The sequence below is a fragment of the Leisingera sp. ABM4_103 genome (assembly GCF_056158685.1).
Genome location: NZ_JBSWTU010000005.1, coordinates 318,013 through 331,177, shown reverse-complemented (window position 1 = coordinate 331,177; position 13,165 = coordinate 318,013). Strand labels below are relative to the sequence as shown.

General features: G+C 66.0%; 12 protein-coding genes. 9 read left to right on the top strand and 3 right to left on the bottom strand.

Annotated elements, in window-relative coordinates; all coding sequences use genetic code 11:
* Positions 1-118: 118 nt before the first annotated feature.
* Positions 119-1,729 (top strand): SulP family inorganic anion transporter, encoded by a 1,611-nt coding sequence (locus ACXAED_RS03295; RefSeq protein WP_475046862.1) that lies wholly within the window; start codon positions 119-121, stop codon positions 1,727-1,729.
* 93 nt (positions 1,730-1,822) lie between these two features.
* Here ACXAED_RS03295 and ACXAED_RS03290 read toward each other — a convergent pair whose 3' ends face one another.
* Positions 1,823-2,464 (bottom strand): CatB-related O-acetyltransferase, encoded by a 642-nt coding sequence (locus ACXAED_RS03290; RefSeq protein ID WP_475046860.1) that lies wholly within the window; start codon positions 2,462-2,464, stop codon positions 1,823-1,825.
* A gap of 8 nt (positions 2,465-2,472) precedes the next feature.
* Positions 2,473-3,078: a flavin reductase family protein gene (locus tag ACXAED_RS03285; protein WP_475046859.1), complete on the bottom strand. Its 606-nt coding sequence runs from the start codon at positions 3,076-3,078 to the stop codon at positions 2,473-2,475.
* Between the two features lie 99 nt (positions 3,079-3,177).
* Here ACXAED_RS03285 and ACXAED_RS03280 point away from each other — a divergent pair, with 99 nt between their 5' ends.
* From ACXAED_RS03280 to ACXAED_RS03265, 4 genes are all read left to right on the top strand, one after another.
* Positions 3,178-3,666 carry a GNAT family N-acetyltransferase gene (locus tag ACXAED_RS03280; protein WP_475046857.1) on the top strand — a complete coding sequence of 163 codons (489 nt, stop codon included), beginning with the start codon at positions 3,178-3,180 and terminating at the stop codon, positions 3,664-3,666.
* Positions 3,667-3,714: 48 nt separating this feature from the next.
* Positions 3,715-4,488 carry an EcsC family protein gene (locus tag ACXAED_RS03275; protein WP_475046856.1) on the top strand — a complete coding sequence of 258 codons (774 nt, stop codon included), beginning with the start codon at positions 3,715-3,717 and terminating at the stop codon, positions 4,486-4,488.
* A 67-nt stretch (positions 4,489-4,555) separates the two neighbouring features.
* Complete coding sequence (locus tag ACXAED_RS03270) at positions 4,556-5,080, top strand: DUF1178 family protein (protein WP_475046854.1); 525 nt, start codon at positions 4,556-4,558, stop codon at positions 5,078-5,080.
* A 13-nt stretch (positions 5,081-5,093) separates the two neighbouring features.
* Positions 5,094-5,735 (top strand): SDR family oxidoreductase, encoded by a 642-nt coding sequence (locus ACXAED_RS03265; RefSeq protein WP_475046853.1) that lies wholly within the window; start codon positions 5,094-5,096, stop codon positions 5,733-5,735.
* A 308-nt stretch (positions 5,736-6,043) separates the two neighbouring features.
* Here ACXAED_RS03265 and ACXAED_RS03260 read toward each other — a convergent pair whose 3' ends face one another.
* Positions 6,044-7,810, bottom strand: a complete 1,767-nt coding sequence (locus ACXAED_RS03260) for a trypsin-like peptidase domain-containing protein (RefSeq protein WP_475046851.1) — start codon at positions 7,808-7,810, stop codon at positions 6,044-6,046.
* A 272-nt stretch (positions 7,811-8,082) separates the two neighbouring features.
* Between ACXAED_RS03260 and ACXAED_RS03255 the strand changes: the two genes are divergently transcribed.
* From ACXAED_RS03255 to glyS, 4 genes are read left to right on the top strand one after another with little or no spacing between them, the layout of a single operon-like run.
* Positions 8,083-9,024 (top strand): glycine--tRNA ligase subunit alpha, encoded by a 942-nt coding sequence (locus tag ACXAED_RS03255; protein WP_475046850.1) that lies wholly within the window; start codon positions 8,083-8,085, stop codon positions 9,022-9,024.
* Between the two features lie 17 nt (positions 9,025-9,041).
* Positions 9,042-9,563, top strand: a complete 522-nt coding sequence (locus ACXAED_RS03250) for a DUF6446 family protein (RefSeq protein WP_475046848.1) — start codon at positions 9,042-9,044, stop codon at positions 9,561-9,563.
* Positions 9,539-10,786 carry a sodium/glutamate symporter gene (gltS, locus tag ACXAED_RS03245; protein WP_475046846.1) on the top strand — a complete coding sequence of 416 codons (1,248 nt, stop codon included), beginning with the start codon at positions 9,539-9,541 and terminating at the stop codon, positions 10,784-10,786. Before ACXAED_RS03250 ends, gltS begins: the two co-directional genes overlap by 25 nt.
* Positions 10,787-10,796: 10 nt before the next feature.
* On the top strand, positions 10,797-13,022 hold the full coding sequence (gene glyS, locus ACXAED_RS03240) for a glycine--tRNA ligase subunit beta (protein ID WP_475046844.1): 2,226 nt from the start codon (positions 10,797-10,799) through the stop codon (positions 13,020-13,022).
* The last annotated feature ends 143 nt before the right edge of the window (positions 13,023-13,165 follow it).

The following is a 13,165-nucleotide window of genomic DNA, read 5'->3' as shown; positions in this document are numbered from 1 at the left end:
TGTTGTTGCAATTCACGTTCGCGCGACGGGCCGCACACACCCCGCACCCTTGCCCCGTTGGCGTATTTCCGCTAGGGGCGGGCAGCGAACACTCCCCTCCCGAGCACAGGTACCAGACATGAGACGCGCAGCCATGGCTTTGCTGGCCAAGCAGATATCACCGCCCAACCTCTCCATCATGCAGGACGAGGGCTTTACCGTGGCCCGAGTGCGCACCGAACTGCTGTCCGGCCTCACCGTGGCGCTGGCGCTGGTGCCGGAGGCGGTGGCCTTTGCCTTTGTTGCCGGAGTGCATCCGCTGGTCGGGCTTTACGCGGCCTTTATGGTGGGGCTGATCACCGCGGTGTTTGGCGGCCGGCCAGGAATGATCTCCGGCGCGACCGGCGCGCTGGCGGTGGTGATGGTGGCGCTGGTGGCCGAGCACGGGGTGGAATACCTGTTTGCCACCGTGGTGCTGATGGGGATTTTGCAGATCTTTGCGGGCGTCATGCATTGGGGCAAGTTCATCCGCCTGGTGCCGCATCCGGTGATGCTGGGCTTTGTGAACGGTCTGGCGATCGTGATCTTCCTGGCGCAGCTGACCCAGTTCAAGGATCCGGCAACCGGCGGCGCGGAGTGGCTGCAGGGCGGCTCACTGCTCTTGATGCTGGGGCTGGTGGCGCTGACCATGGTGATCATCTGGGGGATGCCCAAGATTACATCGGTGATCCCGGCGCCGCTGGCGGGGATCGGCATTGTGGCGGTGCTGGTGATCGCCATGGGGCTGGATGTGCCGCGGGTGGGCGACATGGCCTCGATCGAGGGCGGCCTGCCGGCCTTCCACATTCCGATGGTGCCGCTGAACTGGGAAACCTTTGAGATCATCCTGCCCTATGCGGTGATCCTGGCCGCCATCGGCCTGATCGAGAGCCTGCTGACCTTGAACCTGGTGGGCGAGATCACCGGCAAACGCGGCGGTGCCTCGCAGGAGTGCATCGCGCAGGGGGCGTCCAATGTGGTGACCGGCTTCTTTGGCGGCATGGGCGGGTGTGCGATGATCGGCCAGTCGATGATCAACGTGAAATCGGGCGGGCGCACGCGGATCGCGGGCATTGCCGCGGCGCTGTTCCTGCTGGCCTTTATCGTGGTGGCCTCGCCGTTGATCGAGCAGATCCCGCTGGCCGCGCTGGTGGGCGTGATGTTCATGGTGGTGATCGGCACCTTTGCCTGGAACAGCCTCAAGATCATGACCAAGGTGCCGCCGATGGACGCCTTTGTGATCGTTCTGGTGACCGTGGTGACGGTGATGACCGACCTGGCGATTGCGGTTGTTGTTGGCGTCATCGTCTCGGCGCTGGCCTATGCCTGGAACAACGCGCGCCGCATCCACGCCTATACCCGCGAGTCCGCAAGCGACAAGGGCGCCAAGGTCTATGAAATCGAGGGACCGCTGTTCTTTGGCTCCACCGACGGGTTCATCGAGCTGTTTGATGTGGCGGGCGATCCGGAGCGGGTGATCGTGGACTTTGCCCGCAGCCGGGTGGTGGACCAGTCGGCGCTGCAGGCGATCGAGGCGGTGGCCGGGAAGTATGAGGCTGAGGGCAAGAAGCTGGTGCTGCGGCATCTGAGCCGCGATTGCCACCAGCTGCTGACCAAGGCGGGCCACCTGATGGTCGATAGCGACGATGACCCGGAATACGAGGTCGCGGTGGATTATTCGGTCAGGACCGGGATCCTGGGCGGCCACTGAGGCCGGGTGGAGTGAAAGAGAAACCCGCGGGTCTGGCGAACCGCGGGTTTTTTGTTTGAAATGGTGCTTCTGGCTCACCATACCAGCAGAGGCTTAGTCGGGGGCGAGGGTTTCGAGCATGTCGAGGTCGCCGGACAAGAGCGCGGGTTCGGCGCGGGTGATCAGCTCTGCGGGCCAGTCCCACCATTTCAGCGCCAGCAGCCGGGCAATCTGCGGTTTGGGGAAGCGGTGCGCCTGCACAGTGCCGGGGTTGCCGGTGACGATGGCATAAGGCGGCACCGTGCCGCGCACCACGGCGCCTGCGCCGATGATGGCGCCGTCACTGACGCGGGCGCCGGGCAGGATCAGGGCGCCGTAGCCGATCCAGACATCGTTGCCGATCACCGTGTCGCGGGTATCGGGCTGGAAACCCGCCATCTGGCTGGGGTCGAACACCGGGAAGGGGTAGCAGCTGAGGCCTTCCTGCGCGTGGTTGGCTGAGGCGGTGATGAAGCGGGCGCCGTGGGCGATCTGGCAGAAACGGCCGATCACCAGCCGTTCGCGGGCGCCGGGGAACAGGTAGGGGGCAAGGTGCTGCCCCCAGTTCTCCGGCGGGTCGAAATCGGAGGCGTAGCTGTAGTCCCCTGCCTGGATATTGGGATGGTCCAGCACCCGGGCGAGCATTACGGTGCCCGCGTGCGGCGTGCCGTCGGGCAGGATGATCGGGTTGCGCTTGCGGGGGTCAGGCAGCGGCATCGCGGGCCTCAATCATCGGGGCGGGTAAGCGGGAACAGGTCACGCACCACCGAATAGTCGCGGTAGCCGAGGCGGGCCAGCGGCTGGAAGGTGGTGACGTCGAAGGCGCCGTCCTTGAGGCATTCGTCGCGCATGTGCACGCCGGTCACCTCGCCGAACACCACCTTGTTGGCCTCGCCCGGCAGGGTCACGATCCGGGTGAGCTTGCATTCCAGCGCTGCCGGGGCTTCGGCGACGCGGGCGCAGGCGATGGTTTCGCACTCCACGGCGGTCAGGCCGGCATGGGCGAACTCGTCCTCGTCCTTGGGCAGCGCGCCGGAGCTGGCGTTCATCGCGTCGCGCAGCGCGTAGGACACCACGTTGACGCAAAAGACGCCGGTGGCCTCGATATTGGCGACACTGTCCTTGGTACCGTCCTGGTCCGGCTTGGCGCTGGTGGAGGCAAACATCACCTGCGGCGGCGTATAGGCCACCGCGTTGAAAAAGGAATAGGGCGCCAGGTTGTTGATCCCGTCCGCAGAGCGGGAGGAGATCCAGCCGATCGGGCGGGGCGTGACAATGGCGTTGAACGGGTTGTGGGGCAGGCCGTGGCCATCCTCGGGGCGGTAGAACATTCTGGCTTCCTGTTCTGTGGCTTAGGTGTTTGCCCAAGCCTTACGCCCGTGTTAGGCCAAATGCCAGCCCGCAGGGGATATTGGCGGAGGCAGGGCAGCGTGATCGAATTGCAAGCGGAACAGGCGGACGACCGGTGGGAAGTCGAGGCGCTGTATGACCTGTGCTTTGCGCCGGGCCGCGAGGCGCTGTCCTCGTACCGGCTGCGCGACGGGGTGCCGCCGGTGGCTGGCCTCAGCCAAGTGGCGCGCGACAGCGACGGTATCCTGGCCGCGGCGATCCGGTTCTGGCCGGTGCTGATCGGGGAGGCGCCAGCGCTGCTGCTGGGGCCGGTGGCGGTGCACCCGACGCGCCAGGGCGAGGGGTTGGGCGGGTCGCTGATTCGTGACAGCCTGGCCAAGGCGGAGGAAACCGGCTGGGCGCGGGTGATGCTGGTGGGCGATGCGCCCTATTACCTGCGCTTTGGGTTCACCCGCTTGGAGGGGGTGGAAATGCCGCCCCCAACCAACCCGGACCGGGTTCTGGGGCTTGCCTTGCAAGATGGCGCCTGGGACGGCATCCGGGGCCAGGTCACCCGCTGGCAGGGTTGAAATCACCGCCGGTTCCGCCGATCTCTTAGGCAGGTACAGGAGGCGGATGTGGCGGATATTTTGAGCAAAGCGCGGGAGCTTAGCCCGCAGGAGATCGAGTTGGAGCTGGATGCGCTGGCCGAACGCTATCACGCGGCGGGCGGGTTCGGCGTGGAGCTGATGACCCGGCTGGGCGGCAGCGGCGAGAGCCTGCTGGAGCGCCTGCCCGCGCCGGTACGGGCCGGGCTGACCGGCGCCACGGAAACCGCGTTGCGGCTGGCGATGAAAAGCGCCACCACCTCGCGCCGCCTGGTGCCTGACCAGAAGCCTGGCGTCGACCGGGTGGTGAGCGCCGCCATGGGCGCGGCGGGCGGCGCGGCGGGTCTGCCCGGGGCGCTGGTGGAGCTGCCTGCAACCACTGCCTTTCTGCTGCGCACCATTCAAAGCGCTGCCGCCGCCGAGGGCTTTGACCCGGAGGCCGAGAGCGTGACCTTCGACTGCATCCAGGTGTTTGCGGCGGCGGGCCCGCTGGCAGAGGATGACGGCGCGGACCTGGGCTTTGTCTCATTGCGGCTGGGGCTTCCCGGCGGGGTGCACAAGCTGATTGCCCAGGTGGCGCCCAAACTGGGGGCCGTGCTGGGGCAGAAGCTGGCGGCGCAGGCGGTGCCGGTTGCCGGGGCGGTTGCAGGGGCTGCGGTGAACTATGTCTTTTCGGGCTATTACCGGGAGATGGCGCATGTGCATTTCGGCCTGCGGCGGCTGGCGGTGGAGGCCGGAACACCGCAGGAGGAGCTGGCGGCGCGGCTGCGGCAGCGGCTGCAACGCCCCGGTGCGGCGGTTTAGGCGCACTGCGCTCTTGCACTTGCTGGAAAGGGAGATTTAATCGCCCCTTCCTGCTATGAGGGAAAACATGATTCAATACAGCCTCAAATGCGCAGAGGGCCACAGCTTTGACAGCTGGTTCCAGTCTGCGGCGGCGTTTGACAAGCTGGCGGCGGCCGGCATGGTGTCCTGTGCGGTTTGCGGCCGCACCGGGGTGACAAAGGCGATCATGGCGCCGCGGGTGCGCCCGGGGCGCAAGGCAGTGTCCGGTGTTGGCGAGCCTGAACCGAAGTCTGCCGAACCCGCAGCTCCGCCTGCATCTGCCGCACAGGTGCCGGCAGCGGCGTCCGAAGCAGCGCAGTCCGGGCCGGGGCTGTTGAGCCGCCCGTCGGGCGAGGTTGAAAAGGCAATCGCCGAACTGCGCCGCAAGGTTGAGGAAAATTCCGACTACGTCGGCAGCAGTTTCGTCCGGGAGGCGCGGGCGATGCATTTGGGCGAAGCGCCGGAACGGGCCATTCATGGCGAGGCCAATCTGGAAGACGCGCGGGCGCTGATCGAGGAAGGCGTGCCGGTGATGCCGCTGCCGTTCCGCCCCGGGCGAAAATCGAATTGAGGGACAGGGCAATATGCATGCAGTTGTGACGGGAACCAGCCGCGGCATCGGCAAGGAGCTGGTGAAGCAGCTGCGGGAAGCGGGCCACGAGGTGACCGGCACCTCGCGGGATCATTCCTCGGGAGTGAAGCTGGATGTCTCCGACCCCGGCCAGCAGGCGCGTTTTGCGGCCCAGATCCGGAACCGGCCAGTGGATCTGCTGATCTGCAATGCAGGTGTTTATATCGACAAGGCGATGGGGCTGGAGGATTACTCCGCCGAGGTCTGGGCCAAGACGCTGGCAGCCAATGTGACCGGAGTGTTCCTGACGGTGCAGGCGATGCTGCCCAATCTGCGGCTGGCGGAAGAGCCGAAGATCGCCATTATGTCGTCGCAGATGGCAAGCCAGGCGCGGGCGCCGGGCGGCAGCTATGCCTACCGCGCGTCCAAGGCGGCGGCGCTCAACATCGGCCGCAACCTGGCCACCGACCTGCAGCCCGAGGGCATTGCCGTCGGCATCTATCACCCGGGCTGGGTGCGCACCGACATGGGCGGCGATGAGGGCGACATCACGGTGGCGGAATTGGTCGCCGGGCTGATCAACGAGTTCGAGGTGCTGTCGCTGGAAACCACCGGCTGCTTCCACACCTGGGACGGCCGCATCCACCCGTACTAATCGAAAGACGCGCCCGGCAGGCAGCAGCGGGCTCCCGCGCCCTCAGGTGCCATCAGCCGTGCTGATGCCCCCTTGGCGGACTTGGGCCGGGCGCCGCGCCTGCGCGCGGCGCGGCACCGCACGCAGGTGCGGTGCCATGCCCAACGGGCTGAGGGCCTGAAAAGGCCCGAAGCCGGGCGGGAGCTGTCCCTTGCGCCACAAGCGCAAAGTTCTCAATCAGGTGCGGCACCCGCCGCAAAAAAAGCCGGCGCGGTGTGCGCGCCGACTGATGTTTTCTGAACCTCAGCGCCCGTATCCGGGCCGGGTGCTTACTCCCAGCAGCTGACCAGGACGGTCATGCCGGAGGCGAGCCGGGCGATTGCTGCGCTGGGCAGGCTGCCTGCAGCGGGGGACTTGCTGGCCGCGGTCACCCCGGCCGCGCTCAGCGCGCCGCGGAGGGCTTCGGCGTTGACCGCAAAGCTCACACCCTCGGGCAGCTGCTTGCCGTCGGGCTGCCGCGGCAGCAGCATGCCGTGCACCGCGCCGGTGCTGTCGAGCACCGGGCCGCCGGCGTCGCCGGGCTGGGCGGCCAGGTCGAGGCGCGCCACGGCGGTGTTGCCATCGAGGCTTTTGACGTCGGCGATCTTGCCCCAGGTGAGGCTCGGTGCGCCCAAAACGCCCTCGTAGGAGAAGCCGGAGACCGCGACTTCGGACTGCAGCCGTGGCGAGGAGGTGCTGAGCTCGGCCACTGCGGCCGGGGCCAGCGGTTCTGCCGGGCGCAGGATTGCGATGCCGCCGGCGGCGTCATTGGCCGCAACCTCGGCCTGATAGCCGTGGTCCAGGGTGATCCGGGAGCAGCCCGCCACCACGTCCGAGGTGGTCAGGACGCTGCCGTTGCCGTCCACGAAGAAGCCCGAGCGAGACAGTTTCGGTTTGCGGATCTCCAGGCCGGCGACCAGGTCGATGTCCTGTACCGCGTCGCCGCCTGCGGCCGGGTCCAGCACGCCGCCGAGGCGGGTAAAGCTGGCCTGCATCGCGGCCAGAACCCGGGCGCGGCGGTCTTCGTCACCGGCGGGCCAGATCAGGGTGAACCCCTTCACTTCGCCGTTCTTCAGGCTGGCCTGGGTGAAGGAGACGATCCGGTCGTTGCGGCCTTCGATGGTGAAGCTGTCGCTGCCGCGCTGGCGCGGGCCTTCCAGCGGCACGATTTCCAGCGTTTGCAGGATGTCGTACAGGCCGAACAGGGTGCGCTTGTCGCCGGGCTGGCTGATCAGCAGCACCTGCGCGCCGAGATCCCCCTTGCTGGTGTAATGAGCGAAGGGCGATTTATAGCGGTCGAAAGCTACCTCATCCGCGGGCATCTGCAGAGCGATGCCGGCCTTGGCGTCCTCAACTCGGGCCATGCCGACGGAGAGCAGCGGCGCGTTGTATTCGTCCATCAGCACCTGGCGCTGCGCAGTGGTCAGCACGCCGGTCGGCTCAAAGCCGCGGGCGGCCTGCCAGTTGCTCATCGAAGCGCGGGTGCCGCGGCCGAAGGCGCCGTCGATGCCGGCGTCGTAATAGCCTGCGGCCTTCAGCGCCACCTGCAGCTCCATCCGCTGCTCGCGGCTCAGCGCGCGCTCGCTGCGCCGGGCCTCGGCGGGAGACTCATCGGGCAAAGTGGTCTGGATGGCCGCCTGCTGCTGCGGTTCCGGCTCTGCCGTCGCCGGGGCTTCCGGGGCAGGGGCCGGTTCTGCGGGCTGGGTGGCATCCGCGGCCACCGGGTAGAACTGGCTGCCCAGGTTGCGGCGGAAGGCGATGAAGCTGTCGCGCGGGATCTGGCCCTCGGCGCGGTAGACCTGCAGCACCCGTTCGGCGTCATCGCGCGCATAGGGGCCCAGGACAACGCCGTACCAGCCGCCGCCAAGCGCATAGCCGGAGACATCCGGCAGGCGCGCGGCATAGCGGCGGGCCTCGGTTTCGGCCTCGCGCAGAGAGGAGCGGGCGGCGATCTGGATCCAGACCGCATCCCGGCTGCTTTGCGCCGATACCGGCGCAGAGAACGCAATGGCCAGCGCGATCAGCGGCAGGGCCAGAGCGGCAAACAGTTTTTTCATGTGTGGGCCTCGTATCCCGGAAGAACTCTTATTCTTTAGCGCGGAGGTAAAGCATTTTGAGCGGCCGAAGGGAACTCCTCTTGGCAGGGGGAATTCCCGGCCCGTTGCCGCATTCCCGCACTTTTGTTGCCGATCCGCTGCGTGCGGCGCGCCGCAGCGGCGGTGCCAGCGCCCGCAGGGCGTTGACCCTGACCATAGGCTTGCATAGGAAGATCCCCGCAATTGCTGCCCCGGCCGGCCCTGAAGGCCCGCTGCCCCAAAAGGGATGAGAGATGACCCAGACCAACGGCGCGCCGCGCTCCTTCCAAGAGATTATCCTGAGGCTTCAGAGCTACTGGGCCGCCAAAGGCTGCGCGGTGATGCAGCCCTATGACATGGAAGTCGGCGCCGGGACCTTCCACCCGGCGACCACGCTGCGCTCGCTGGGGTCCAAGGCCTGGGCCGCGGCATATGTGCAACCCTCGCGCCGCCCGACCGACGGGCGCTATGGCGAGAACCCGAACCGTCTGCAGCACTATTACCAGTACCAGGTGCTGATCAAACCGAGCCCGCCGGATCTGCAGGCGCTGTACCTGGGTTCGCTGGAGGCGATCGGCATCGACATGTCGCTGCATGACATCCGCTTTGTCGAGGATGACTGGGAAAGCCCCACGCTGGGTGCCTGGGGGCTGGGCTGGGAAGTCTGGTGCGACGGCATGGAAGTCAGCCAGTTCACCTATTTCCAGCAGGTCGGCGGCCATGACTGCCATCCGGTCTCGGGCGAGCTGACCTATGGTCTGGAGCGTCTGGCGATGTATGTTCTGGGCGTCGATCACGTGATGGACATGCCCTTCAACGATCCGGACGCGCCGATCCCGCTGACCTATGGCGATGTGTTCAAGCAGACCGAGGAAGAATACGCGCGCTGGAATTTTGACGTGGCCAACACCGAGGTGCTGCTGCGCCAGTTCGAGGAGGCCGAGGCCGAATGCGCCACGATCCTGGCGCAGGAGCATCAGGACCCCAAGACCGGCAAGCGGATCGTGATGGCGCATCCGGCGTATGACCAGTGCATCAAGGCCTCGCATATCTTCAACCTGCTGGATGCCCGCGGGGTGATCTCGGTCACCGAGCGCCAGGCCTATATCGGCCGCGTCCGTGCGCTGGCCAAGCAATGCGCCGACGCCTTTGTGCAGACCGAGGCCGGCGGCCATCCGGCTGAAACCGCGGCCTAAGCAGGGGACAGCACGTTATGGGGAAATTCCTTGCCCTGACCCTGATCGTTTCCGGCCTCGCGGCCGGGGGGGCGATGTACTACCTGCAGGTCTATGGCTTCTATGACGAGGTTGCGCTGCAGCCGGGCCGCGACGTGGTATTGGTGCCGCTGGACGGCGGCGAGGGGCAGCCGATTGCCTATTCGGACTTTGAGGCAATTGATGCTGACAGCTCTCCGATCCGCTACCGGGCCTGTTTCACCACCAAGGTTTCTCCGGACGAGCTGGCGCAGGTCTTTACCCTGTCGGACAAGACTGAGCCGCGCAATGCGCCGGAGTGGTTTGAGTGCTTCGAAGCTGCGGCCATCGGCGCCAAGCTGGCCGATGGCTCGGCCAAGTCGTTCCTGTCGGTCAAGAACATCTCCTATGGCGTTGACCGCATCGTCGCCGTCACCAATGAGGGCCGCGGCTATGTCTGGCATGAGCTGAATGACTGCGGCCAGAAAGCCTATGACGGCACCGTGGTGGGCGAGGAATGCCCGCCCCGGCCCGGGAACTGACAGGCCGTTCTGTGGGTGAAGCCTACCAGATACCCGGTTTTCTGACGCTGACGCTGGGATTTGCCATCTATCTTCTGGGGGCGGAGATCAACGCGCGCGTGGACGCTCTGCGGCGTTTCAATATTCCTGAGCCGGTGACGGGCGGGCTGCTGGGGTCGCTGGCAGTGCTGGGCATGTACGCGCTGCTTGATTTAGAGCTGTCCTTTGACCTGGCGCCGCGGGACTTTCTGCTGGTTCTGTTTTTCGCCTGTATCGGCCTCAATGCACGGCTTTCGGATCTGATTGCAGGCGGGCGGCCGCTGCTGCTGCTGCTCGTGCTGACTTTGCTGGCCATCGTTTTGCAGAATGTGGTTGGTGTTGCCGGGGCAATGCTGTTCGGCTACCCGTTGCAGACCGGTGTGCTGTTCGGCTCAGCGGCGCTGATCGGCGGGCATGGAACCGCCATCGCCTGGGCCCCGGAAGTCGCGCAAGCTGCCGGAATTGAAGGGGCTGCCGAGCTGGGCGTGGCCGTTGCCACCCTGGGGCTGGTGCTGGCTGCCCTGGTCGGCGGGCCCATCGCGCGGCTGCTGGTCGAAGGCCGCAGCCTGGCCCCGGACCGCCCGTATGAGCAGCACACGGTCGGGCTGCCGGATGAGGCCCGCCCGGCGGTGTCCAGGATCGACCACCTGACTGTGATGCGGGTGCTGCTGTATCTGAACCTGGCAATCATCTCGGGCTTTATCCTGCATGGCGCAATTGCCGCTGCGGGGTTGAAACTGCCCTTGTTCGTGCCTTGCCTGATCATGGGCATCGTGATTTCGAACCTGCGCAGCGCTTTGGTGCCCGCCGCCGCTCCGGTCTCGCGCACGCCGACGCTGGCGCTGATTTCGGAATTCGCCCTGGGCGCCTTCCTGGCAATGTCCCTCATGAGCCTGCAGCTTTGGACGATTGCCGAACTGGGGCTTGTGATTGCCGTGATCATGGCCGCGCAAACCCTGCTGACGGTAGCCTTTGTGATCTGGGTCCTGTTCCCGGTCATGGGACGCAACTACCGCGCCGCGGTGCTGGCTGCCGGATTTGGCGGCTTTGCGCTGGGCGCCACCCCGACCGCCATTGCCAATATGACCGCTGTCACGAAACGGTATGGGCCGTCGCCTATTGCCTTTGTCGTGCTCCCCCTTGTATCCGCCTTCTTTGTTGATATCGCCAATGCGATCGTCATCCAGGCGATTGTGAACTTCTGAGGACATCCAGATGCCCGACCTGCTCATTGAACTCTTTTCCGAGGAAATCCCGGCCCGCATGCAGGCGCGTGCCGCCGAGGACCTGAAAAAGCGCGTGACCGATGGCCTGGTCGAGGCGGGTCTCACCTATGCTGGTGCCGCGGCGCTGTCGACGCCGCGCCGCCTGACCCTGGCGGTGGACGGCCTGCTGGCCGATAGCCCCACCGTCCGCGAAGAGCGCAAGGGCCCCAAGGTTGGCGCACCGGACAAGGCAATCGAGGGCTTCCTGCGCGGCGCGGGCCTGACCCGCGACCAGCTAGAGGAGCGTGAGACGCCCAAGGGCGCGGTCTATTTCGCGATGATCGAAAAGCCGGGCCGCCCGGCGGCGGAGATCATCGCCGAAGTGCTGGAAGACACCATCCGCAACTTCCCCTGGCCCAAGTCGATGCGCTGGGGCGCAGGCTCGTTGCGCTGGGTACGCCCGCTGCATTCGATCCTGTGCATCTTGTCGGACGAAAACGGCACCTCCGTGGTCGATCTGGATATCGACGGCATCAAGTCAGGCAACACCACCCGCGGCCACCGCTTCATGGCGCCGGAGGAGATCACTGTAAGCGGCTTTGACGACTACGCTGCCAAGCTGAAGCGCGCCTATGTTGTGCTGGACGCCCGCGAGCGGGCGAAGGCGATCTGGCAGGAGGCCACCAATCAGGCCTTTGCCAACGGCCTGGACGTGGTCGAGGACAAGAGCCTGCTGGCTGAGGTCGCCGGTCTGGTTGAATGGCCGGTGGTGCTGATGGGGGCGATTGACGCGGAGTTCCTGGAGCTGCCGCCGGAGGTGCTGCAGACCTCGATGAAGGAGCACCAGAAGTTCTTCTCGGTGAAGAACCCCAAGACCGGGCGGATCGAGAAGTTCATCACCGTGGCCAACCGCGAGACCGCCGACAACGGCGCCACCATTCTGGCGGGCAACCAGAAGGTGCTGAGCGCGCGTCTGGCCGATGCCAAGTTCTTCTGGGAGAATGACTTGCGCACGGCAAAGTCCGAGGCAGGCATGAGCGCCTGGGTGGAGAACCTCGGCAATGTGACTTTCCACAACAAGCTGGGCACCCAGGCGGCGCGCATTGACCGCATCGCCGCGCTGGCGCGGGAGATTGCGCCGGTTGTCGGCGCGGATGCGGATCTGGCAGAGCAGGCGGCACGTGTGGCCAAGGCGGACCTATCGTCTGAGATGGTCTATGAGTTCCCCGAGCTTCAGGGCCTGATGGGCCGCTACTACGCCGAGGCTGCAGGGCTGCCGCAAGAAGTGGCAAACGCCTGCGAACTGCATTACTCGCCGCTGGGTCCGGGTGACGATGTGCCCTCGGAGCCGGTCTCTGTCGCCGTGGCGCTGGCCGACAAGCTGGACACGCTGACCGGCTTTTGGGCAATTGACGAAAAGCCTACCGGCTCAAAAGACCCCTTTGCTCTGCGCCGTGCCGCGCTGGGGGTGATCCGGCTGGTGCTGGAGAATGATGTGCGGATCCGGCTGGACCGGTTCTTCGACAGCCAGCTTCTGCGGGCTGAAAGCGCGGCCAACGATGCGCTTCCGGAAGAGAACGTGAATGACTTGCTGAAAGAGATTGCCGAGCACGGAGTGTTCGGTTCGGCTTTCGAGGCCGTGAAAGCCAGCATCGGCGACACCGCGGCAGAGGCCTTTCTGACGCTGGGGCGCAAGGTGCCGGATGCCTCGGACAATCTGCTCTCCTTCTTCCATGACCGCCTCAAGGTCTTCCTGCGCGATCAGGGCATCCGCCACGACGTGATCGACGCCTGCATCGCGATGGACGGCAATGACGACCTGACCCTGCTGGTGAAACGCGCCCGGGCGCTGGAGGATTTCCTGAAGACCGAGGACGGCGAGAACCTCTTGCAGGGCTTCAAGCGCGCCAACAACATCCTCAGCCAGGCAGAGGAGAAGGACGGGGTCGAATACTCCTTCGGTGCCGACCGCAAGTTTGCCGAGGACCCGGCGGAGAAAGCGCTGTTTGACGCGCTTGAGGCAGGCGGGGCGGCGATCTCTCCGGCCATCGAGGCCGAAGATTTCGCGGCAGCCATGCGGGGCATGGCCGCCCTGCGCGCGCCGGTCGATGCGTTCTTTGAAGCGGTGCAGGTGAACGCGGAGAACGAGGTGCTGCGCCGCAACCGCCTCAACCTCCTGAGCCAGATCCGCCAGGTCTGCGGCCAAGTGGCTGACCTTACCAAGGTCGAGGGCTGAGAGGGCGCGGCCGCGCTTTCATCTTTCCAAAAATACTCCCGCCGGAGGCTCCGGTTTCGGGCTCCGCCCGTTCAGCTCTGAAACCGTCCCCCGGACGGTTTCCTGGACGGGCCTCATTCCGCAAGGCAAGGCCGGATTTTCGT